The organism is uncultured Actinomyces sp., from assembly GCA_900541895.1.
Lineage (GTDB): Bacteria > Actinomycetota > Actinomycetes > Actinomycetales > Actinomycetaceae > Pauljensenia.
In genome coordinates, this window is the sequence record UWSI01000010.1 from 38,277 (window position 1) to 60,865 (window position 22,589).

15 protein-coding genes are annotated in these 22,589 nt (G+C 56.7%); 6 read left to right on the forward strand and 9 right to left on the reverse strand.

Annotated elements, in window-relative coordinates; translation table 11 throughout:
• Positions 1 to 36 precede the first annotated feature (36 nt).
• Positions 37 to 2,595, reverse strand: a complete 2,559-nt coding sequence (gene pepN, locus QZR18_RS04155) for an aminopeptidase N (protein ID WP_178706964.1) — start codon at positions 2,593 to 2,595, stop codon at positions 37 to 39.
• Between the two features lie 144 nt (positions 2,596 to 2,739).
• On the reverse strand, positions 2,740 to 4,704 hold the full coding sequence (locus QZR18_RS04160; protein WP_178706961.1) for a M13 family metallopeptidase: 1,965 nt from the start codon (positions 4,702 to 4,704) through the stop codon (positions 2,740 to 2,742).
• 200 nt (positions 4,705 to 4,904) lie between these two features.
• Here QZR18_RS04160 and glpA point away from each other — a divergent pair, with 200 nt between their 5' ends.
• The 4 genes from glpA (at position 4,905) to QZR18_RS04180 (ending at position 9,903) form a co-directional block, all read left to right on the forward strand.
• On the forward strand, positions 4,905 to 6,572 hold the full coding sequence (gene glpA, locus QZR18_RS04165; protein ID WP_178706958.1) for an anaerobic glycerol-3-phosphate dehydrogenase subunit GlpA: 1,668 nt from the start codon (positions 4,905 to 4,907) through the stop codon (positions 6,570 to 6,572).
• Positions 6,565 to 7,812 (forward strand): glycerol-3-phosphate dehydrogenase subunit GlpB, encoded by a 1,248-nt coding sequence (gene glpB / locus QZR18_RS04170; protein WP_178706955.1) that lies wholly within the window; start codon positions 6,565 to 6,567, stop codon positions 7,810 to 7,812. Before glpA ends, glpB begins: the two co-directional genes overlap by 8 nt.
• Entirely contained in the window at positions 7,809 to 9,083 is a 1,275-nt protein-coding gene (locus QZR18_RS04175; protein WP_178706952.1) for an anaerobic glycerol-3-phosphate dehydrogenase subunit C, read from the forward strand. The genes glpB and QZR18_RS04175 overlap by 4 nt, the downstream gene beginning before the upstream one ends.
• A gap of 64 nt (positions 9,084 to 9,147) precedes the next feature.
• On the forward strand, positions 9,148 to 9,903 hold the full coding sequence (locus QZR18_RS04180) for an SDR family NAD(P)-dependent oxidoreductase (RefSeq protein WP_178706949.1): 756 nt from the start codon (positions 9,148 to 9,150) through the stop codon (positions 9,901 to 9,903).
• A 44-nt stretch (positions 9,904 to 9,947) separates the two neighbouring features.
• Here QZR18_RS04180 and QZR18_RS04185 read toward each other — a convergent pair whose 3' ends face one another.
• From QZR18_RS04185 to QZR18_RS04205, 5 genes are all read right to left on the reverse strand, one after another.
• Complete coding sequence (locus QZR18_RS04185) at positions 9,948 to 10,763, reverse strand: sulfite exporter TauE/SafE family protein (protein WP_178706946.1); 816 nt, start codon at positions 10,761 to 10,763, stop codon at positions 9,948 to 9,950.
• Positions 10,753 to 12,036: an anaerobic sulfatase maturase gene (locus tag QZR18_RS04190; RefSeq protein ID WP_178706943.1), complete on the reverse strand. Its 1,284-nt coding sequence runs from the start codon at positions 12,034 to 12,036 to the stop codon at positions 10,753 to 10,755. The genes QZR18_RS04185 and QZR18_RS04190 overlap by 11 nt, the downstream gene beginning before the upstream one ends.
• Entirely contained in the window at positions 12,033 to 13,190 is a 1,158-nt protein-coding gene (locus QZR18_RS04195) for an ROK family transcriptional regulator (RefSeq protein WP_178706940.1), read from the reverse strand. The genes QZR18_RS04190 and QZR18_RS04195 overlap by 4 nt, the downstream gene beginning before the upstream one ends.
• A gap of 68 nt (positions 13,191 to 13,258) precedes the next feature.
• Positions 13,259 to 14,788, reverse strand: a complete 1,530-nt coding sequence (locus QZR18_RS04200) for a sulfatase-like hydrolase/transferase (protein ID WP_009748030.1) — start codon at positions 14,786 to 14,788, stop codon at positions 13,259 to 13,261.
• 10 nt (positions 14,789 to 14,798) lie between these two features.
• The gene (locus QZR18_RS04205) at positions 14,799 to 16,259 is read right to left on the reverse strand and encodes a sugar porter family MFS transporter (protein WP_178706937.1); all 1,461 of its coding nucleotides are present in this window, start codon (positions 16,257 to 16,259) and stop codon (positions 14,799 to 14,801) included.
• Positions 16,260 to 16,515: 256 nt separating this feature from the next.
• On the opposite strand from QZR18_RS04205, the gene QZR18_RS04210 reads away from it, so the two are divergent.
• Complete coding sequence (locus tag QZR18_RS04210) at positions 16,516 to 17,136, forward strand: hypothetical protein (RefSeq protein WP_178706934.1); 621 nt, start codon at positions 16,516 to 16,518, stop codon at positions 17,134 to 17,136.
• A gap of 51 nt (positions 17,137 to 17,187) precedes the next feature.
• On the opposite strand, the gene QZR18_RS04215 is transcribed toward QZR18_RS04210, so the two are convergent.
• Both QZR18_RS04215 and QZR18_RS04220 read right to left on the reverse strand, forming a co-directional pair.
• The gene (locus QZR18_RS04215; protein ID WP_178706931.1) at positions 17,188 to 17,919 is read right to left on the reverse strand and encodes a TIGR03943 family putative permease subunit; all 732 of its coding nucleotides are present in this window, start codon (positions 17,917 to 17,919) and stop codon (positions 17,188 to 17,190) included.
• Positions 17,916 to 18,929 carry a permease gene (locus QZR18_RS04220; protein WP_178706928.1) on the reverse strand — a complete coding sequence of 338 codons (1,014 nt, stop codon included), beginning with the start codon at positions 18,927 to 18,929 and terminating at the stop codon, positions 17,916 to 17,918. Before QZR18_RS04220 ends, QZR18_RS04215 begins: the two co-directional genes overlap by 4 nt.
• A gap of 331 nt (positions 18,930 to 19,260) precedes the next feature.
• On the opposite strand from QZR18_RS04220, the gene ileS reads away from it, so the two are divergent.
• Entirely contained in the window at positions 19,261 to 22,536 is a 3,276-nt protein-coding gene (gene ileS, locus QZR18_RS04225) for an isoleucine--tRNA ligase (RefSeq protein WP_295910424.1), read from the forward strand.
• Positions 22,537 to 22,589 lie beyond the last annotated feature (53 nt).

Genomic DNA, 22,589 nt, shown 5'->3' on the forward strand with positions numbered 1-22,589 from the left:
TTCACGTAGAACCAACCCCCACTTATATCGCTTATATCAGTTCAGGTCTGCAGCCTGAGCGTTCAGCATGCGCTCAGTGGTCGAAATCTGCTCGCGGAGCAGGCGAAGCAATGCAGCTGATGCCGTCCGGTGGTTGAAGATCCACTCGTTTCCCTTGGCGATCGGATCGATACCCTGGGTGTATCCCGCAATGGCCTTGGGGAACATCAAGGTCACAATATCTTCAGCGATGTGGAAGGTGTGATCCCTCCAGATCTGCTCAAGAGAATCGAAGTAGTCGGCAACCACTGGGACATACATGTCGGGGTTCGTTCGCGCCTGGGCCCAGAAGCCCGAAACCATCGCCCAACGGGTGTCATTGGGAATGGACAGATCGCGAAGAACAGCATCCCATGTCTGCTGCTTGACACCCTGATCGGGCACTGCGGCTCGCGCAGCGGCGGCCTTCTGGTGACCCGTCATCGTGTCGTCTTCGCTCTCGAGGGCTGCGATCTCGGCCTCAACGGCAACGCCTCCGCGTACCAGAGCAATGAGGAGAGCCCAGCGCAGGTCAACGTCCAGATCCAGGCCCATCAGGGTCTGGGTTCCATCGTAGAGTCCCTGAATGGCTTCGAAGTGCTCGGGGAGAACAGCGCAGTGCGCAAGCTCGCGCACAAAAAGCTGTTGTTCGTCGGAGTGAGCCGCCGCGGTACGCGCAAGGATGAGCAAAGCTGAAGCAACGCGCTCTTGCAGAGCAGCACGCTTCGAGGGTGCGACGTAGGTTTCCAGTGCCTGGTCGAGGTGACGCAGGTAAAGACGCAGCATGGTCGCATTGCGCTCAACAGGCAGAGCGGTGAGCAACAGCGTGAGGTAGTTGTGTGCGGGCATCTCACCATCGCGGGTCATGTCCCAAGCCGAGGCCATGATCACGCCGCGAGTCAAGGAATCCTCGAATCGCGAGATATTGCGGATTGCGAAGTCAAGAGACTGCGGATCCAAGCGAACCTTTGCGTAGGCCAGATCTTGGTCGTTAATGAGGATGAGATCAGGGCGTGCGATTCCCTGAGCTTCCTCGACGATGGTCGAGGCGCCATCAACATCAAGTTCCTGGCTGAAGACGCGAGAGATTGCTCCCTCTTCGTTTGCACTGTAACCGGAAACAATCAAGCGGTGAGGACGCAGAGACGACCCCTCAGAGAAAGACTCCTGAAGCACAGCAAGCTTGGTGATTGTCCCATTATCGTCGACCTCAATTTCGGGGCGAAGCAGAGTGATGCCTGCTTCTTCCAGCCAGACTCGCGACCACTGCTTGAGATCGCGGCCCGAGGCCTTTTCAAGCTCGTCAAGAAGATCTGCCAAGGTGGCGTTCTGGTAGGAGTGCTTCGTCAGGTACTCATGCAGGCCTGCGAAGAAGTGCTCGCGGCCGACATAGCTGACCAGCTGTCGGAGAACTGAGGCTCCCTTTGCATAGGTAATGCCGTCGAAGTTCACCTCAACATCGGCAAGATCACGGATCTCAGCGGTAATGGGGTGAGTGGTAGGAAGCTGATCCTGGTTCATACCCCAGTCCTTACGGAGCATGAAGCCAGTCCAACCTTCTGTGTATTCGGTTGCCTCAGCCAGTGCCAAGTGGCTCATAAATTCAGCGAAAGACTCATTGAGCCACAGATCGTTCCACCACTTCATGGTGACCAGATCGCCAAACCACATGTGTGCCAGCTCGTGGAGGATCGTATTGGCACGAGCTTCCAAGTCAGCAGTCGTGGGGCGGGTACGGAAAATGTACTGGTCACGGAAAGTGACACAGCCGGCGTTCTCCATCGCACCCGCGTTGTATTCGGGGACGAAGATCTGGTCGTAGGTCTTGAAGGGGTAAGGAATTCCGTAAGCGGCCTCGAAGAAGGAGAATCCCTGGCGGGTGATTTCGAGGATGCGATCAGAATCCAAGGAGTCGATAAGGGATGCACGGCACCACACGCCGAGCGGAATCGTGCGGCCATCGCTGGAAACTAGGGAATCGGTAACGCCCTGGTAGGGGCCAGCGATAATCGCAGTGATATAGGTTGAGATGCGCTCGGTTTCTTCGAAGCGATACGTCCAGCGATCCTCGTGAACTTCAGGCTCGGGGGTAGCCGAGTTCGAGAAGACCTTCCAGCCTGCAGGAACGGTGACCGTGAAAGTAAAGGTCGCCTTGAGGTCGGGCTGCTCGAAAGTTGTAAAAACACGGCGGGCATCGGGAACCTCGAACTGCGAGTAGCAGTAGGCCTGTGAATCCGCGGGGTCCACGAAGCGGTGAAGGCCTTCACCGGTGTGCATGTACTGGCAGTCAGCCTCGACAGTCAAGGTGTTGTGTGCCGCAAGCGGAGGAAGGGTAATACGATTGTCCTGGTGAATCACCGGGTCCAAAGTTTCACCGTTGAAAACGATCGAATGAACGTTATTCGAGACTAGATCAGCGAAGGTCGCTTCGCCCTCAGTAGCACTGAAGGTAACGGTGGTGCGAGAAAGGAAGTCCCTGTCTCCGCGAGTGAGGTCGAGTTCGACGTCGTAGTGATCAACTGAGATCACTGCTGCGCGCTGCTGTGCTTCTTCGCGCGTCAGGTTCAGGCCAGGCATTACGTACCTTCCAATTGTGTTGACGATTCACACGCGCATGCTGCGCGTAAACGTGTTTATTTTTGCATGTTTACGCCGATGGTGCGAACCTTGCCGCGCCATCTGTTGCATTGTTGTGACGAAATGAAAAGTCAGTTGTCCTGGCTACCAAATATGAACGCGTTCGTTGGGGGCAATCCACAGAGCATCATCGGGTGCCAGATCATAGGCCTCGGCAAAGGAATCCATGTTTGCGACAACTTGATTGCAACGGAATTCTGCGGGGGAGTGCGGGTCAATACTCAGGAGCTGTTTGGCAAATTCGCGTCGGATAGCGGTCCTCCACCCGCGTGCCCAAGAAGCGAAGAAGCGCTGCGCCGCGGTTAATCCGTCGATCACAGGGGCAGTTTCTGGTGTTATTCCCTTTTTGTTCAAACGAGAGACGTAGGCCTGCCAGGCAATAGAAAGACCGGCGAGATCTCCAATATTTTCGCCCAGAGTTAATGCTCCATTAACGTGGAGCGCAGGCTCCTCGCCCTCAAGATCACGTGGGGTCAGAGCATCGTATTGTTCGATCAGGCGCTTTGTGCGTTCTTCGAAACGAGCACGGTCCTCCTCAGTCCACCAGTTCTCCAGATTTCCCTCTGCATCGAAACGCGAACCTTGGTCATCGAATCCATGTCCAATCTCATGACCGATAATCGCACCGATTGCACCGAAATTCGATGCATCGTCAGCCTTTGGATCAAAGAAGGGCGCTTGAAGAATGGCCGCGGGGAAAACAATTTCGTTCATCGTTGGGTCGTAGTAGGCATTGACCGTTTGAGGCGTCATGTGCCATTCAGTGCGATCGACAGGGCCACCCAACTTATCCCAGCGGCGTTGAACGTGGAACCTCGTCGCGGCCTCGACAGTATCAACGAGGGAAAGGGACTCCACGCTCAGTGGAGAATAGTCGATCCAACGGTCGGGGTAGCCAATCTTCGGGGTGAAAGTTGAAAGTTTCTTGAGAGCTGCTGCTCGCGTTTCTTCACCCATCCAATCGCATGTGGACAGGGCCTGGTGGTAAGCCTTAAGAAGAGAATGGACGAGCTCGTCCATAGTGGCCTTGTTTTCAGGAGGGAAGTGGCGCGACACCCAAATTTCACCCATGGCCTCGCCCAGGAGAGAAGATACCAGGGAAAGTCCACGCTTCCAGCGGGGGCGAAGTTCCTCGGTTCCTGAAAGAGCTCGACCGTGGAAGTTGAAAGATGCCTCAATAAACTCACTCGACAACAGCATCGCGTATTCATCGATGAGCGAATGTTCCATCCACAGCTTCAGTGTTTCAAGATCCGTTTGAGACCAGAGCGTGGTTGCATGTTCAAGGAATTCTGGCTGGGAGACGTTGAGAGTATCGACCTTATCGATGGGAAGATGCGCGGATACGGCCCACTCTTCCCAGGGGAATGAGGGATAAGAGCTGCACAGTTCCTTCCATGTCATGGGGTGATCAGCCAAGAGTGGGTCGCGGTTCGAGACTGCATCGCGATGGAAGGACGCAATCTGCGTTTCCAGTTCTTTCACGGCGCGTGCATGTTCAGCTGCCTGCTCCTGATCAATTCCGACAAGGGTGAAGAGGGTGGCAACGTAGGCCTCCCAGGCCTCGAGGATTGGGCGATGCTGCTCCTCGCGGTAGTAGGCCTCGTCGGGAAGTGAAATGCCGCTCTGGTAAATATCCAATTGGTGTTGGCTGGAGTTGTGGGCATCGGTGCCGACATAGCTCCCGAAGAGGCCTCCAATGCCTTCGTAGCGGAAAGTCCCCATTAAGCGTGCGAGTTCGAGGTGTGTACTCACGGAGCGCAGACGCTCAAGCTTTCCTGCAATAGGGGAGTAGCCTGCGGTCTCGACAGCTTCTTCATCCATGAAGGTGCCGTAGAGATGGGCGATTAATTCTGCATTGTGTCCTGGGATTTTGCCTAAGCTCGCATCCTCGGCAATCTCCTTTTCCCATAGCTCAGATTGATCGTGGAGCTGGTTGAAGATGCCGTCCATCGGGCGATCTGCAGGAATCTTGTGGGTGGCAAGCCATTGGCCGTTGATGAAGCGGTAGAAATCGTCTTGAGGGCGGTAGCTCTGGGTCTCAGTCATAGGGACACTGTACGTTGCTCGGACGTGCGATTGCACCCCTAATGTTTAGGGATACCTAAGTTTCCTGCGAATGATTACATGGTAAATACCCCCGTCTGCACATATGTGCAAAACGGTGTGGGCGGATGTGCAGAGGCGTTAAAAGAGTAATGATTTAAGTGGTACATAAGCTCAAACAGAATTAAGGAACAGCGAACGCTATGAGGACGATGGAGACCGATGTCGTAGTCATTGGCGGCGGCTCAACCGGCGCCGGCGTTGTCCGCGATGTGGCAATGCGCGGATTCCGCGCAATACTTCTTGACCGAGCCGATATGGCTCAAGGAACCTCAGGTCGCTACCACGGCCTGCTCCACTCCGGTGGACGCTATATCGCATCCGACCCGGAATCTGCGACTGAATGCGCTGAAGAGAACGCAATTGTCTCGCGTATTAATGCCGATGCCGTTGAAAGGACAGGCGGCCTTTTCGTCACGACATCTGCAGATGATGAGGAATACGCCGACCACTTCCTCGAGCGCGCTAGGGCGGCTCGCGTTCCCGCCGAAGAGATTTCCCCCGCCGAGGCCCTGCGCCGTGAACCTCGACTGGACCCCCACCTCAAGAGGGCCTTCGCGGTTGAAGATGGAACCGTTGACGGTTGGCGTATGACGTGGGGCGCAGCTCGCTCCGCTATTGCCTACGGTGCTGAGATCCTTACCTACACGCGGGCAACCGGAATTCAGCGATCGGAGGATCGCATTGAAGCGGTTTTTGCGCGCGATGAACGAAGCGGTGAAGACATCCGTATCGATTGCTCCTTCGTTTTGAACTGCGGCGGTCCCTGGGCGGGACAGATCGCTGCTCTTGCTGACTGTCATGGCGTTGAGGTTGTCCCCGGCGCAGGCATCATGATTGCAATGAATCACCGCCTCTCTCAAACGGTTATTAACCGCTGTATCTGGCCTGCAGATGGCGACATCTTGGTTCCGGTTCACCCGGTGTGCATCATCGGTACGACGGACCTTAAGGCTGAGGATCCGGATAAACTTCCGATTCTTGCCGACCAAGTTCAGCAAATGCTTGATGCCGGTGAAGCATTGATTCCTGGCTTCCGCCAATCGCGTGCTCTTCACGCATGGGCAGGTGCGCGGCCGCTGATTAAGGACAGTCGTGTCTCCGAAACGGATACCCGCCACATGGCACGTGGAATGCATGTTGTCGACCACCTCAACCGCGACGGCGTCGATGGCATCTTGACGATTGCCGGCGGTAAGCTCACGACCTACCGCCTCATGGCAGAACGCATTGTTGACATCATGTGTCAGCAGATGGGCGAGGAACGTCCCTGTCGTACAGCGGAAGAAGCTGTTCCCGAGGCAGAAGGAAAGTCGAACTACTACATCGGCCACCGCCTCGACGAAGTCGAACACCACGGAAAGTCACCTTCCAGTGAAGAGATCATCTGTGAGTGTGAATTGGTCACCCGCGAAATGCTTGAACGCACCATGGATGCACTTCCCGGCGGCCAGCTTGATGACGTCCGTCGTCAGATTCGCCTGGGAATGGGACCCTGCCAAGGTGGCTTCTGCTCGCAGCGCAGCGCAGGAATTGCGCATGAACGCGGCGATATTGATGCTCCTCGTGCGAACGAGTTGCTTCGTTTGTTCCTGAAGAATCGTTGGATTGGTTTGTGGCCGATCCTCTTCGGAAAGCAGGCGCGCCAGGCGGCCTTGGACAACTGGATCCACGAAGGAACCCTCGACGTCGAGCATTTGCCGACCGTCCCCAACGCGGTTCCGCGTGAATGTGAATACTGGGATGCCCTTGAAGGCGAGGAAGAAAACCCCGCAGCTGGGGAAGAGAAGGAAGGTCATACTCATGCGTGACGCAGTCGTTATCGGAGCGGGCCTTGCCGGTCTTGCTGCCAGCATCCGACTGGCACAACGCGGAGCAAAGGTCACTCTTGTCACCAAGGGAATCGGTGGACTTCAACTGGGACAGGGAACAATCGACGCCCTTGGATACGCCCCAGAGTTCGTTCAGCATCCCCTCGAGGCCATTGAGAATCTGGCCAATGAACGTCCGGAGCACCCCTACGCTCGACTTGGTGTGGATTCGGTCGCTCAATCCTTCGAATGGATCCGTGAGCTTCTTGGCCCTGAACGCCTTGTCGGATCGCTTGACCATAACGTTCGCATCCCAACTGCACTGGGCGCTCTGCGTCCCACTGCGTTGTATCAGCCTTCGATGGAGGCTGGAATTCCAGTTGGCCAGGAATTCCTGATCGTTGGTTTCAACCGACTCAAGGACTTCTACCCGGCACTGGCAGCAGAGAATCTGCGCTTGCAAAAGGACGTAAACGGTAATCCGATCTCGGCGCGATCTGCATACGTCGATTTGGACGTCCGCGGTGAAGAACGCGATACGACGGGAACTAACTTTGCCCGTGCGCTCGATCTGAAAGAAAACCGTGTTCGCTTGGTTGAACTGCTCAAGCAGGTCGTTCGCCCCGGTGAAACGGTTGGTCTTCCTGCCGTGCTCGGGCTCAATGATCCGACTGCTTGGAAAGACATCCAGGAAATGCTTGGTCATCCCGTCTTTGAAATCATTCTGCAGCCGCCGTCGGTTCCCGGAATGCGCCTCAATCAGGAGCTCACCGAGATTGCGAAGGCAAACTGCCGCGTCATGCTGGGATCGTCGTTAGTTTCTTACGAGGCCGATGGCGACCGACTGCGCAGCGTGACCGTTTCAACCGCGGGACACCCACGCACCATTGAAACAAAGACTCTGATCCTTGCAGCCGGTGGTTTTGAGTCCGGTGCTCTGGAGATTGATTCTTACGGTAACGTCAGCGATACCGTGATGCGACTTCCGCTGACCGGAGTCGATACCACCTTGCTGAATGGTGATTTTTGGGGAAGCGAACAGCCTCTTTTCAAGGTTGGCTTTGATGTTGATGAGCATATGCGTGTGTGCACTCCGGGCGCAGGCCCCGTCTACACCAATGTGTATGCTGCCGGCGGAAACCTGAGCGGTGCAACCCGTTGGAAGGAAAAGTCCGGTGACGGAATTGCACTGGCAAGCGCGCTGCGCGCAGCGGATTCGATTGTGGAGGAACTTCAATGAGCCTGGAAATGGCACCCAGCGTCGAAGAAAGTGACGTTCTGGGGATTAACGGAGGCGAATTTGGCCTTCGATCAACCCTGGATGCCTGTGTGAAGTGCACGATCTGCGAAACGCAATGCCCGGTCATGCGCGTGACAGATCTTTTCGCTGGCCCCAAGTACTCTGGACCGCAGTCTGAGCGCTATCGCAAAGATGGCCACATTGTCGACCACTCGATTGACTACTGCTCCTCATGCGGTACCTGCTCGCTGGTATGCCCGCAGGGAGTGAAGGTCACTGAGATGATCCACCATGCGCGTACCGACATGAAGAGGAAGCAGGGAATCCCGCTTCGTGACCAGCTGATTGGTCGTACCGGCCTGATCGGCTCTGTCATGACTCCTTTTGCCCCCATTGCAAACTGGGCACTGGACGTGAAGCCGATTCGTGTCGCGATGGAAAAGGTCATCGGTGTTGACCGCAACGCTCCCATGCCCCGCGCATATGGACGTACTTTTGAAAGCTGGTTCAAGAAGCACACCCCGCTTCCTGAGTCAGGAACAAAGGGACAGGTCATCTTCTTCCACGGATGCGCCGGCCAATACTTTGAGGTCGAAACCTCTATCCACTCCGTCTTGGTTTTGGAGCACCTGGGCTACGAAGTTCTGGTCCCGCACCACGGCTGCTGTGGTTTGGCTCTTCAGTCCAACGGCCTCTACGACGAGTCGCGAAAGTATGTCTCTCGCCTGACGAACGATTTGCGCAAGGCTAACCGCGATGCGCCGATCATTTCCTCCTCAGGTTCGTGTGGTGGCATGCTCCGTCACGAAGCTCACGATATTTTGGGAATGGACACCCCTGAGCTCCGCGATGTTTCCTCGCGTACCTGGGATATCTGCGAGTTCCTTATTGATCTTTATGATCGCGGGGAGCTTGACATGGATATGCAGCGAATCGATGTCACCATTCCGTACCACGCACCCTGCCAGCTCAAGTCTCAAGGACTGGGTATGCCCGCCGTTGAGCTGATGAGCCTGATCCCCGGTGTGACGGTGAAGGAATCCCAACAGCCCTGCTGTGGCATTGCGGGAACCTACGGAATGAAGAAAGAAAAGTACGCGATCGCTCAGGCGGTTGGAAAGCCCGTCTTTGACTTCGTCAAGCAGGTCAATGTCGAGCTTGCAGCGTGCGACACCGAAACCTGTCGTTGGCAGATCCGTACTGCAACGGGTGCGAATGTTGTTCACCCGATTTGGCTGCTTCACAAGGCCTACGGTCTTCCCGAGGGCTGAGATGTAAAGAGTATCCCCGGGCGGCGCGCAGACGATGCGCCCCCGGGGATATTACTGTTACCCCATGAGTACCTCTCGCCGCGTCGTTGTTACAGGAGCTTCCAGTGGAATCGGGGAAGCAACCGCCCGTCTTCTGGCTGAACATGGATGGCAGGTCGTTGCCGTAGCCCGACGCCGCGAGCGCCTAGAGGCCCTTGCTGATCAGATTGGTTGTGAGTATTGGGCAGCCGATCTGAGCGACCGCGCGCAGGTGGAAGAGATGGCTGCGCGCGTCTTGGAAGGCGGCCCCGTTGATGCGCTGGTGAATAACGCCGGCGGAGCTATCGGAGCTGATCGGGTCGCCGAGGCAGATCCTGCAAGGTGGAGCGCAATGTTTGAGCGCAATGTCCTCACCGCTTTGCATTGCACGCAAGCATTTCTCCCCTCGATGCGCGAGCGGGGAGGGGACCTCGTCTTCCTGACGTCAACAGCCGCCCACGACACGTATCCGGGAGGCGGCGGTTACGTTGCAGCTAAGCACGCTGAACGCATTATTGCCAATACCCTGCGCCAAGAACTGGTGGGTGAACCCGTTCGCGTGATCGAAATTGCCCCAGGTATGGTGCGGACTGAAGAATTTTCTCTCAATCGCCTGGGCTCTCAGGAAGCTGCCGACCGCGTCTACGAGGGGGTGGCACAGCCGCTTATCGCTGAGGACATCGCCGAGGCGATCGTGTGGACCCTCGAGCGACCACGTCACGTCAATATCGATTCGATGATCGTGCGCCCGGTTGCTCAGGCGACGAATACTCTTGTGGCCAGAACTGCGCCCGAGGCCTAGGACAGACGCTGCAGGTCGCGATCCTTCTGCCTCACTTTGCTCAGTTATGCGCGTAGCGTGGCATAAGCGCTCACGCTTGCCACTCCGATCAAGAGAACAATGAATGCCCAAGCTAGTGCGGTCGAGCTTACCTTTCGAGTAAGTCGTGCTCCGACAACGCCTCCGCACATCGAGGCCACAGCGAAGCACGCAACCATGACCCCGGCCTCGGCACTGATATCCAAGGTTCCACCCAGTGCACGTGAAGCCAAGCCAAACACTGCTGTAATGAGCATGATCAACAGGGATGTTGCTGATGCTTTTTTCATTGGGTAGCGCAGAACAAGATGAAGTGCAGGAACGATAGCGAAACCCCCACCGACACCAAAGAAACCGGTGAGAAAACCGGTCACGCTAGCGAGAAGAACAACTAAGGCTGCGTTCTTTAGGGTCGACGCAAGCGAGCGTGGGGAATCCTCAAGTGCGGCCTCGTCAATCGACGAAGGGAAGGCATCAGCGCGGGCACGCAACTGTTTGTGCACCATGAATACCGCGACGAACGCCAGAAGAATACAAAACTCCAGCATGAGCGTGCGTGCTGAGACCAAAGGATTAAGGGCAGAACCTCCCCAGGTGCCAACAATCCCCGCGAAGGCAAAAAGGCTTCCGTGCTTCCAATCAACGTGGCCGCTGGGCGCGCGGGTCACCAATGAAACGCATGCGGTCGCACCGACGATGATGAGCGACAATGTCGCAGCTTGATGCGGATTTTGCCCCAAGAGATACACCAAGACGGGAACAGAAAGAATTCCGCCACCAGCACCCAGCGCTCCAACAACAATGCCAATGCCAATGCCGACGATTGCCGCCTCAATGAGCACCGTGATCCTCCTTGATCGGGGGCGTGAGTCCCAGTGAATGAGCAATGGTTGGATCCATGATTTGATCAGCGCTTGTACCGCGCGAGATCAGGAAGGCCATCGCTTTGAAGTAGGGGAGAGCGTGGGAATAGAAATGCCTGTATCCCTGGCAGAGGTAATTGTGTGAAGGACCAGAATCGGTCGCGATGAAACGGTCCTTTGGGCATCCGCCCCAGCACAAGCGCAGGAAAGGACAGCTCCAGCACTCATCGTCCAGATCTTGCTTCTTCGTATCAAAAGCACGCATCTTTTCCGAAGTTGCAAGGGCTGGGAAATCGCTGTGCGCAATGTTGCCAACAAGCCACTCGGGTTCAACCCAGTGATCGCAGGCATAGACATCTCCGTTAAACTCCATCGCCATATTCGCCCCACATGATGGCGCGTGGACACATACGCTTGCTGAACCAAAGAGCGCAGAGATCGAGGAATCGAAGTCTTGTACGAAGACGGAGCCCACGTCAGAGCAGACCCACTCATCAAAAATTGAGGAGAGGAACTTTCCGTACCCTTTTGGTGAAGTGGAACGTGAAGTCACGCAGTCTCCGTCTTGGCGGTAGAGGAGTGCCGAGCTTCCACTTCTCCACCCGAGTTCGGCTTGGCGCAGGTGCTCTTTGGGAACGCGCTCGACGATGGGGATAAATTGCATGTACTGCGCCCCGAGTTCATCACGGAAATAGCGATAGACCTCAAGGCCGTGGTCTTCGTTAGCAGCGTGGACCGTGCACAAGATATTGGTGTCGACATCGGCGTGACGCAGGTGTTCCCACCCGCGAATCACCATCGAGTGAGTTCCATGCCCGCCGCGGTTCAGACGATAGGCATCGTGGAGTTCTTTCGGGCCATCGATGGAGATGCCGACAAGAAAATTGTTTTCCTTGAAAAAACTGGCCCATGACGGCGTAACGAGTGTCCCATTGGTTTGGATGGCATGGCGAACCTCTTGGGTGGGACGACGATACTTTTCGCACAGCTCAATGAGGCGTTCGAAAAAAGGGAGGCCGCGCAGAGTCGGCTCGCCTCCCTGCCAGAGCATGGTGACTTCTCCGTCGAGGCTGGCTGATAGAAAATTCTTGACGTAAGTTTCAAGAGTTTCTTCACTCATCGTCTGGCGTTTTTGGTCGTACAGCAGTTCTTTCGAAAGGAAGAAGCAGTACTGGCAGTCAAGATTGCAAGCGGCTCCCGTTGGTTTGGCAACAACTGAGAAGGGGAGCGTAAGGGTGGGGGAATGCGTCATCGTGTCCCTTCGCTTTCCTTCTTGATCGACGAGGCCGTGGTTTGGGATGCGTAGGCCGCGGCCTGGGCCCCAGCAAGTGGGCCAAGTTCTGCGCGGACGACATCGATGTGCCACTTCATTGCGGGAATTAATTCGCTCTCGAGGCCGTGGGCAATCATATCGGAGACCTGGGGGATCGCCTCGGGGAGTTCCCCAGCCACGATGATTGCGCGAGGGTTGATGAGAAGAGCAGCGTTTGCACAGCAAGCCCCAACGGCATCCATCGCGTGTTCGAGGATCGATAGCGTTCGGGACTCCCGATTGTTCACTTTGGTCGCCAATTCGCTCAAAGACGAGACATCACACTGGGCGCAGAGCGAGGGAATAGAGGCGAGGGTTTCTAGACACCCCTCTTTCCCGCATGTACATGGGGTGTGCACGTTCGGAATGCGCATATGCCCCAGTTCTCCAGTGAAGCCAAAGTCTCCACCCGATAGGCGATAGGAAATCACCAGGCTGGCGCCAATGCCGTTGGATAGTCGAACGTAAAGGATTGATGGGTATCCCTGACCCGCTCCCCATAGTGCCTCGCTCAGGGCAGACAGGCGGGCAGTTGTATCAATGAGGATATTCCCTTTCCAGCGGCGCGAAATGATATCGATAACGCTTTCACGGCTGGGGTAAGGGGAATGGGGCGAGTGGGAAATATTTGAACCCATGGGGACGGGCAGACCAATCCCGATGGTACTGACGTAGTCAGTGATGATACCGCGCGCCTGTGCGCGCTCGAGGAGCATCGCTCCCATGGCGTCGAGTGCTTCAAGATAGTTGATGGGACGTGAGGCGGGTACTGATTGTGCAATCAGGACATCACCGCCTCGATTGAGTAAAACCCCGGCGAAAGAGGCTCGGCTAATCACGATGCCGACCGAGTATGCGCACAAACGTGCCGATGTAAACAGAGTTGACGGACGGCCCGCCCCGCTTCGTTCATCCCCCTTGAGAGAGATGACGGCGTGAGCATCGATGAGTTTTTTGATCGCGCGCCCGAGTGTTGTTCTGGAAACCTCAAGAGCTTCGCACAGCTGTGAGCGCGAGGAAGGGGGATTTTCACCAAGATAGCTGGTGATCTGATCTTCCAAAGAGGGCACGGCGGCGTGAAGATCGTAGTCCATGTCCTCTCCTTCGATGTTGTATGGTGTGGGCCTCCCGCACGCCCCGGAAGGCCCACACCGATGGTGTGTTACTTACCCATGACCTCGTCGAGATCGCTTCGAGCGGTGTTGACCAGCGGAATATCAAAATCCGTCATGGCTGCCATCCACTTCGCGAAGGAGTGGTCTCCGCGCTCGCGGAGCTGGAGGTATAGGTTCGTTGCGAGTTCACGGCGAATGTCGTCGTAGACGGGCACCGTGTATACATTGTTCATCTCTGCGGGATCAACTCTCAAATCGTAGAGTTCATTGATCGACTCCGGTGAGATGACGAGCTTGAATTCCTTGGTGCGCAGCATTCGCTGTTGCAGCGGGAAGTGGTGTCCGTGGAATTCGCAGACGATGTCTTCACGCCAACCTGGCACATCCTCGCCTCGCGTCAGGTCGACGATCGAACGTCCGTCTTCAACCAATGCCGGGTCAAGTCCAGCGATATCGAGGACGGTTGCAGGAAGATCGATCAAAGACACGAAGGCATCGGATTGGCCCACCGCGGAAACACCGGGGATATGTGCGATGAAGGGGACGTTGTAGATGTCGTCGTACATCATCGGTCCCTTGTCATTGAGGCGGTGGGAGCCGGTGAATTCTCCGTGGTCTGCGCAGAAGAAGACTGCGGTGTCATCCAGGATGCCCAGCTCGCGTGCCACATCCATGATTCGGCCGATTTCGAAGTCGATCATGGCGACGTATCCCCAGTAGACAGCAATGAGCTTCTTCCACTGATCGTTATCGAAGGACGATGTTGACCAGTAGGTCGCGTAGTTCTGCTGGATCTGCGGCTTACCGATGAGCGAGTCACCGAAGTTTTCGGGCAAGGTGACATCGTTCGGATCGATCAGGTCGAACCACTCGTCGGGGAGGAAGTAGGGGAGGTGCGGGCCAAAGAAGTGGACGTCCAAGCTGAAAGGCTGTCCGTTTTCCTTCCAATCGGCCGCATATTCGCGAAGCTTCTCAATGGCGCGATCTGCCAAGAAACGCTCGAAGGTTGCTTCTTCTGGTTGCTCGAGGCGTGCTGCAATGATGTGTCCGTCGCGGCCGCCGGGGAGCTTTCCTCGCCAGAAGTCATGTGCGCGAACTGGCGGAAGCCCGTGTTCGTTGAGCCACGCGACGTACTTTTCATTGGCGACGGGGTTTTCTGCACCCCAGTAGGTATCGTCGTCGGCACCGAACTTGTCGGGGAGGTTCGCCCCGCAGTGATACTTTCCGACGATGCCTACGTTGTAGCCCGCGTCCCGAAGTGCCTGAGTGTAGGTCCAGGTCCCAAGGGGAATCATCGTCTGGTAGGCGATGTTCCATTCGGGGTTGGCCAGCACCAGGTGCTTTCCGGGTCGCTTTCCTGTCAGAAGTGAGGCGCGTGCAGGTGTGCAGATCGCAGTGGGAGTAAAGCAATTGGTGAAGGCGAAACCGTTGCGTCCCATCTCGTCAATGACGGGGGTTTGGGCGTGAGGGTTGCCCAGGCAGCCGATCGTATCCGTGCGATGCTGGTCCGTCATGATCACCAGGACATTGCGGACATTATCCGGGATGTCACTGGAGCGTTCGTATGTGTCAGACATGATGGTCCTTTCACTTCTCGGAAGCAGCGAGTTTGTCCATGTCTTCGAGTTCGGTACCAGTGGTTTCCTTCAGGTACTTCGCGGTGAAGATGACTGCCAGGACACCGAATGCACAGTAGATCCAGTAGGTGCCTGCCGGCGACCACGAGATCAGGAATGGGAATAGCAAAACGACAAGGAAGTTGACGAAGAAGTCTGCTCCCGAGGCCATGGACATTGCGCCACCGCGAATCGAGTTGGGGAACATTTCGCCCATGACGATCGAGAAGATCGGTCCCCACGAGGAAGTGAAGCCCAGCAGGAAGGTGCACAGCGCTGCGACGGCAAGGAATGCCAAGGCCGGGTTGTCTGCAACGTCGGGCTTTCCGTCGACAACGGGTGCCAGGGTGAAGACGGTTGCAACGACGCCCAGGGAAACAAAGATCAGGGTGCCTCCGTAGATGAGCATCCGCTTACGTCCCACATGGTCGACAAGAAGAATGCCGGACACGACGCCGACGATCTTGAAGCCCGTGATGAGCAGGGTCTGCTGCAGTGCCATTGATTCGTTGAATCCCACTGCTGCGAAGAGAGAGTTCGAGTAGAAGAAGACACCGTTGATGCCCGTGAGCTGCTGGAACGCGGCGATCATCATGCCAACCAAGACCAGTCCGCGCCACTTCGAGGAGAAGATTTCGCCAATGCTGAGCTTGCGTCCGCCAGTTTCTTCCATCGAAACGGCGATTGCCTTGACGCGCGCTGCGGGATCGTCTTCACCGCTGACCTTTGCAAGGACAGCCTCAGCTTCTGCGGTCTTTCCGACCGACACCAGGTAACGAGGCGACTCGGGGATTTGGGCCGTGAAGATCACGAAGAGAAGAGCGGGGATGATGAGGCATGCGAAAAGCACCTGCCAGGTCTGCAGTCCCCAGAAGGCGGGCTTCGCAGCGCCACCGGTCAGGCGTACGACACCCATATTGATGAGGCCGGCGAAGAAAAGGCCGAGGATGATGGCCAGCTGACGGAAGCCAATTAGACGGCCTCGGATATCAGCCGGTGCAATTTCCGCAACGTAACCGGGGGCAACGGTGGTTGCTGCACCAAAACCAATGCCGCCGACAATGCGGGTGAGGAGAAGGAAGGGGTATCCGAAGGCGCCCAGAAGCGGTGAGAGCGGCCCAAGGAGTGCTTCGAAGAGAAGGAAGGGACCAACCCACATCAGGGTTGTCTTGCGGCCGATCTTGTCGGAAATGCGTCCCGCTCCTAGTGCGCCGATGAGGCCGCCGATCACACCGGCCGCGCCGGCAACGCCCTGGAGGAATGGGCCGAGGTGGAAGGTGGTGCCGACCGCTTTAATTGCGGCGTTGAGGACCATTCCTTCGAATCCGTAGAAGAAGGGGCCCAAGGTTGCAATGAGTGCAAGGAAAGTGGCGTATTTCCGCGCCCGACGCTGGGCTTCGGTCAGCGGAACTGCCGTACGTGAGGTTGACATGAGGTCCGTCCTAAAAGGGGAGAGGAATGAACTCATCGGATTGATCCGTGATGCCTCATCTTTGAGGTACCTACACGCTATCGCCGAGTGAATTTTGGCCGTTGGCGTGGACAAAAATAATTTCTGTGAGCTGTGTCATAGAAAAGGTTTCTCTTCTCACAGGAAAACCTTAGGTGCGACATAAAACAGACATAGAGGTGATCCATACCTTAAGACCAAGACGACAGGGCAGATGCCCATTCGAAAGGAAGAAACAATGACTGCAGAAGAAATGAACAAGGATCACCTGGACGAGACTCGAGTCATCGATACACAGGCCCAGGATGCGCAGGCACACGAAGCTCATGCCGACAAGACAACCTATGTGAACGTCGCCTACCAGAAGGAAGACGGAACCTATGAAGGCGCGTGGATTACCGCTGATGAGCTTGTCTCTCACGAGGCCTCAGCAAAGCCCTCCTGGAAGAAGAAGGCGGTCACTGCCGGTGCGGCAGGAGCTTTCTTGGTTGCAGGTTTTGGTGCAGGTTGGGCAACGAGCTCGGTGGCCTCTCCCGCTCCGACGCAGCAATCGCAGGCAGTACCCGGACAGCCGGGTCAGGGTGGTCCGAGAGGACACCAAGACCAAGGTGGCCCCGGCGGACAAGGCATGCCTGGTGGGCAGCAGGGTCAGGGGATCCCTGGCGGGCAGGGTATGCCCGGTGGTCAACAAGGCCAAGGTGGCCCCGGTGGACAAGGCATGTCTGGTGGTCAGGGCGGCCCGGGATCTCAGAACGGATCCTCCAAGAAGGGGTCTGAGGACTCAACTGCAAAGAAGAAGGCTGCAGAGAACTCTTCTCAAAGCTCTGACTCCCAAAATTCTGATTCCTCGTCTAAGTAATGAGGAACTCCCGGTAGGGGTGCTCGACGCCGTCATGGCGTCTGGGCGCCCCTACTTCTTTTCATAGACAAAGGGGGTATCGGGTGGGTTGGCCGGCGTAATACTTGTTGCCTTCAGATAGAGAGCTTTTGAGTTGCGGACTTCTAAGGTTCCTTGGATGCGAACCCATTGATCAGCCTGTGGCGTGAATGAGGTTTTGTTATCCACGGCAAAACCTAAGGCGTAAGCATCAGCTGCGCAGCACCACATGGTCATCCGGGATAAGCCGAAGCTGTCATCCGGACCGAATGGCGGCATCCCTGCCTCGGAGGAAGCCTTGTCTTTGGGTAAAACGAAGCCAGTTACCTCAATTGTTTTGCCGTCCCAGTGATCGGGGTGAGTCACCATGTCGATAACGCTCTCGTAGTAATTGTTTGTGTCGATGACATGGTCGGCTTTGAAGTTCGCTGAGGAAGAAGGAACTGTAGGTGAAGGGATGGGCGTCGGTGAAATAGCACTCGCGGAGCTCGTTGACCCAAGGAAACTCGAGGGGGCCAGAGAAAAAGGCAAGGACCATGCAATGACTGGGATGAGAAGATATACCGCATTCGCGCGTGTTCGGTGAGTATGTTTTTCCTGCCGACGTGCAAAAAGGTCGACAACGGCCCACACAGTGAAGACGACACACAAGAAAATGATGAGCGGAAGGAAACGAGGCGGGAAGAAATAAACCCATCGCCTCGAAAGGAATAGGAAGCCTAAGCTCACTGCAGCCAGGACAAAGATCAAAGCGCGTGTTCTCACAATGCACCTCCCAAGCCCCACCAGGTCAAGACAAGACCGGCCAACGCAACAACTGCGGTGATGGTTGCGCAGATACGAAGAGTAAAGCGCGTCGAGAAAACGGCTGACAACATGAAGACGTTCTTCACATCAAGCATGGGGCCCATGAGCATGAAGGTCATGAGCGCACCGGGGGGAAGCAAACTTGTCATGCTCCGCGCCACGATCGCATCGGATGATGAACACTGAGAGAGAACAAAAGCCATCAACATCGCGACGGCAATGGAGACATATGAGGAAGTATGTCCCGTGATAAACCCAGCAGGGAGAAGCCCTTGGATGAGGCTGGAGAGCGCGGCTCCGATCAACATATAGGGCACGACGCGCAGGAAGGCCGAGGCCGACGCGGAAGAAAATGAAGAAAAGCGCCCTCGCGTAGCGTGCGCCGCGTGGGCTCCGCAACCATGTGAACACTCACAGGAGTCATCCGACTCGCTCTGACGCAAAACCGCCGTCAGAGACGGCATGCGGATGCTGAGTAAAAGAGCAATTGTCATGGTGCAGATGACGGCTGCCGTCACGCGGAGCGATACCGCTTTCAGTGACGGGCCAAAGGCGTACCACGTTGAAAACAAGACAAGCGGGTTGATGGATGGCGCCGCAAAAAGAATGATGAAAACAGTGCGCGGAGGAACGCCTCTGCGCAGCAGGGTACGTACAAGAGGAACGGTTGAACAATCGCAGACGGGAAGAAGTGCGGAATAGGCGAAAGCAACGACGCAACCGGCAATGCGGCCTCGTGGGAAGAAACGTGCAAGCTGGCGAGGGGAAAGAAACACCTCAATCGCAGCGGCAATGAGGGAACTGATCGCCAAGAAAGGTAAAGACTGAAGGGTGATCCCCGAAAAGATTGCAATCATGCGGGAAATCGGGATACCCGCAGCAGTCAATGCCTCTTGAAAGCGGTAGGCGCAGACCAAAGCAAGGCACACAACCGCTGTAACGGCCGTCGAAGGTCGGGAAATCTCCATGTGCCTTCTTCCTTGTTGCGTGGCTGTGCATACATCGTTAACTCTATCGCGATGCTGATCTCATTTTTGTGCCGACAGCGAGATGAACATGCCATGTGTGCACGACTTGCGTAGACTGGAACAGGTGTTGATCCGGCTACATCTGTAGGAATCACCGGGGAGCATTCGGAAGAACGGGCGCGGTAATTCACAGCGCCCCAGTAGAACCGAACGGGTAAGCCCGTCACAGCTGTTAATGAGCGGCTACGCAGCGCGTAGCAAGCGGGGTGGTACCGCGGGAATCGGCAACGCTGATCCTCGTCCCTGTGGACCTGCGACACAAGGACGAAACATGACGAAGCACGGCTTCTACCCGCGCCATCGCGATGAGCAAGTGGATCCAAGCCCGTCCTTCCCTCAGATGGAAGGACAGACCCTGGCTTTCTGGGCCGCTGATGACACCTTCCGTAAATCCATTACTCGCCGTCCCGCCGGTAAGGGCGGTCAGAACGAATTCGTGTTTTACGACGGCCCGCCTTTTGCAAACGGCCTCCCGCACTACGGTCACCTGCTGACTGGCTACATCAAGGACGTTGTCGGTCGCTACCAGACCATGCTCGGACACCACGTTGAGCGCCGTTTCGGTTGGGATACCCACGGTCTGCCCGCAGAGCTTGAAGCGCAGCGCCAGCTGGGAATCGAAGACGTCACCGAAATCACGCGTCCCGGCGGAATCGGCATCGAGGCCTTCAATGCGGCCTGCCGTTCCTCCGTGCTTCGCTACACCAAGGAATGGGAAGAGTACGTTACTCGCCAGGCTCGTTGGGTCGATTTCGATAACGACTACAAGACCTTGGATATGTCCTACACGGAATCGGTCTTGTGGGCATTCAAGCAGCTTTATGACAAGGGCCTGGCCTACCAGGGGTACCGCGTTCTGCCGTACTGCTGGCACGACCGCACTCCCTTGAGCAACCACGAGCTCAAGATGGACGACGATGTGTATCAGGATCGCACTGATAACACCGTTACCGTCGGTCTGCGTCTGGAAAAGAAGCTGCGCGAAGATTCCGAGCGTCCCGAATTGGCACTGATCTGGACGACCACGCCGTGGACTCTTCCTTCGAACTCGGCTATTGCTGTCGGTCCGCAGATCGACTATGCCCTGGTTCAGGTTGCGCCAGATCATGAGAGTGTCCTTGCTGGTGAGCGTGTTCTGATCGCCTCTGACCTGATCAGCGCTTATGCCAAGGAACTGGGTGAAGACCCGCAGGTCGTCGCCACCTATAAGGGCTCGGAACTGGTCGGTCTGCACTACCACCCGATCTACGACTTCTTTGATACTCCCGAGCGCCGTGCAGAGGGTGGTGCCCCCGGCCCGAACGGCTGGTCGATCATTGCCGCTGACTACGTGACGACTACGGATGGTACCGGTCTTGTCCACCAGGCTCCCGCCTTCGGTGAAGACGATATGTGGACCTGTATGGAATACGGTATCGGCGTGGTGCTGCCCATTGATGAGGGCGGTGTTTTCACCTCGGAGGTCCCCGATTACGAGGGCATGCAGATTTTTGACGCAAACCGCTACGTCGTGGCAGACCTGCGCGAGCAGGGCGGACCGATTGCGCGCCGCGCGCCCGAAATCCGCGCTGTGCTGGTGCGTGAGAAGTCCTACGTGCACTCCTACCCGCACTGCTGGCGCTGCCGCAAGCCTCTCATGTACAAGGCAGTCTCCTCGTGGTTCGTGCGCGTGACCGAGATCCGCGATCGCATGGTGGAGCTCAACCAAGAGATCACGTGGACCCCTGCCCACATCAAGGACGGTATTTTCGGCAAGTGGCTGGAGGGGGGCCGCGACTGGTCGATTTCGCGTAACCGCTTCTGGGGTGCGCCGATCCCCGTGTGGGTATCGGATGATCCGGCCTATCCGCGCACCGATGTTTATGGCTCGATTGCAGAGTTGGAGGCCGATTTCGGCGTGAAGGTCACGGACTTCCACCGTCCCTTCATTGATTCGCTCACCCGCCCGAACCCGGATGATCCGACGGGTAAGTCGACCATGCGCCGTATTTCCGACGTCTTTGACTGCTGGTTTGAGTCGGGATCCATGCCCTTCGCGCAGGTTCACTACCCCTTTGAGAACCAGGAGTGGTTCGAGAACCACTACCCGGGCGACTTCATCGTCGAGTACATCGGTCAGACGCGCGGCTGGTTCTACACGCTGCACGTCCTTGCAACTGCGCTCTTCGATCGCCCAGCGTTCCGCTCCTGCGTCTCCCACGGCATTGTTCTGGGTGACGACGGTCTGAAGATGAGCAAGTCTCTGCGTAACTACCCGGATGTGGCCGAGGTCTTCAACAAGTACGGTTCCGACGCGATGCGTTGGTTCCTGATGTCCAGCCCGGTCGTGCGCGGTGGAAACCTCATGGTTAAGGAAGAGTCGATCCGTGACACGGTTCGCCAGGTGCTCCTGCCGATTTGGAACACCTACTACTTCTTCACGCTGTACGCCGGTGCGTGCAACGGGGGAGCGGGCTACGAGGCCAAGCGCCTTGACCTATCGGATCAGGCAGTTGTCGATGCGCTGCCTCAGATGGATCGCTACCTGCTTGCTCACACGCGCTCCTTGGCTGAGGATACTCGCGGCGCATTGGACGCCTATGACGTTGCCGGTGCCTGTGACGCGATCCGTGACTACCTGGATGTTCTGACGAACTGGTATGTGCGTACTCAGCGCCAGCGTTTCTGGGACGAGGACAGTGCAGCATTCGATGCCCTCTACACCGCTTTGGTGACCCTCATGGAGCTGGCAGCTCCCTTGCTGCCGTTGCTTTCCGAGGAGATCTGGCGCGGTCTGACGGGCGGGGAGTCCGTGCACTTGGTGGACTTCCCCGTGATTTCCGAGGCCGTGGCTGACTCTGCGCTTGTCGAGGCCATGGACGAGGTTCGTTCCGTCGTCTCCGCTGCTCACGCTCTGCGTAAGACCCACCAGTTGCGTGTTCGCCAGCCTTTGGCGTCCCTGCAGGTTGTCTCTGAGCACCACAAGGAACTGGAGCCCTTCGCGGATCTTATTGCCTCCGAGGTCAACGTCAAGTCCGTTGTTTTCGCTTCTCCCGAAACTTCGGGCCTGAGTGTGCGCACCGAGCTCGCGCTCAACCCGCGTGCTTTCGATCCCTCGGTTCGTAAGCTGACCAGCCAGCTGTTCAAGGCTCAAAAGTCCGGTGAATGGGAGGTCGTGGACGGCGAGTGCCGTTTCGCCTCCGTTGAGCTGGATGGGGCGCCGCTGGTATTGACCGGCGACATGTTCTCCGTGTCTACCTCCGTGGACGCTGCCGAGGGACAGGTTGCAGATGTTCTGCCCTCGGGTACCTTCGTGGTGCTCGATACGGAGCTGACCCCTGAGCTCGAGGCCGAGGGCTACGCCCGCGACGTCGTTCGCGCCGTCCAAGATGAGCGTAAGAATGCTGGCCTGCACATTGCGGACCGCATCGACCTGACGCTGACGGTTCCCTCCGATCACGTGAGCGATGTCGAGACCTGGAAGGACATGATTGCTTCCGAAACTCTGGCATTGTCCCTGTCGGTTGAAGCAGGGGAGAAGCTCGCTGTGAGCGTCTCCAAGCACTGAGTCTGAGCGCTATAAAGCAGCGAAGACTGTAGGGGCGGGCCACACAGATGTGT

Excerpts from the sequence above, each read along its gene's own strand:
- pepN (WP_178706964.1), bottom strand. The coding sequence starts at position 2,595 with ATGCCTGGCCTGAACCTGACGCGCGAAGAAGCACAGCAGCGCGCAGCA.
- QZR18_RS04160 (WP_178706961.1), bottom strand. The coding sequence starts at position 4,704 with ATGACTGAGACCCAGAGCTACCGCCCTCAAGACGATTTCTACCGCTTC.
- glpA (WP_178706958.1), top strand. The coding sequence starts at position 4,905 with ATGAGGACGATGGAGACCGATGTCGTAGTCATTGGCGGCGGCTCAACC.
- glpB (WP_178706955.1), top strand. The coding sequence starts at position 6,565 with ATGCGTGACGCAGTCGTTATCGGAGCGGGCCTTGCCGGTCTTGCTGCC.
- QZR18_RS04175 (WP_178706952.1), top strand. The coding sequence starts at position 7,809 with ATGAGCCTGGAAATGGCACCCAGCGTCGAAGAAAGTGACGTTCTGGGG.
- QZR18_RS04180 (WP_178706949.1), top strand. The coding sequence starts at position 9,148 with ATGAGTACCTCTCGCCGCGTCGTTGTTACAGGAGCTTCCAGTGGAATC.
- QZR18_RS04190 (WP_178706943.1), bottom strand. The coding sequence starts at position 12,036 with ATGACGCATTCCCCCACCCTTACGCTCCCCTTCTCAGTTGTTGCCAAA.
- QZR18_RS04195 (WP_178706940.1), bottom strand. The coding sequence starts at position 13,190 with ATGGACTACGATCTTCACGCCGCCGTGCCCTCTTTGGAAGATCAGATC.
- QZR18_RS04200 (WP_009748030.1), bottom strand. The coding sequence starts at position 14,788 with ATGTCTGACACATACGAACGCTCCAGTGACATCCCGGATAATGTCCGC.
- QZR18_RS04205 (WP_178706937.1), bottom strand. The coding sequence starts at position 16,259 with ATGTCAACCTCACGTACGGCAGTTCCGCTGACCGAAGCCCAGCGTCGG.
- QZR18_RS04210 (WP_178706934.1), top strand. The coding sequence starts at position 16,516 with ATGACTGCAGAAGAAATGAACAAGGATCACCTGGACGAGACTCGAGTC.
- QZR18_RS04220 (WP_178706928.1), bottom strand. The coding sequence starts at position 18,929 with ATGGAGATTTCCCGACCTTCGACGGCCGTTACAGCGGTTGTGTGCCTT.
- ileS (WP_295910424.1), top strand. The coding sequence starts at position 19,261 with ATGACGAAGCACGGCTTCTACCCGCGCCATCGCGATGAGCAAGTGGAT.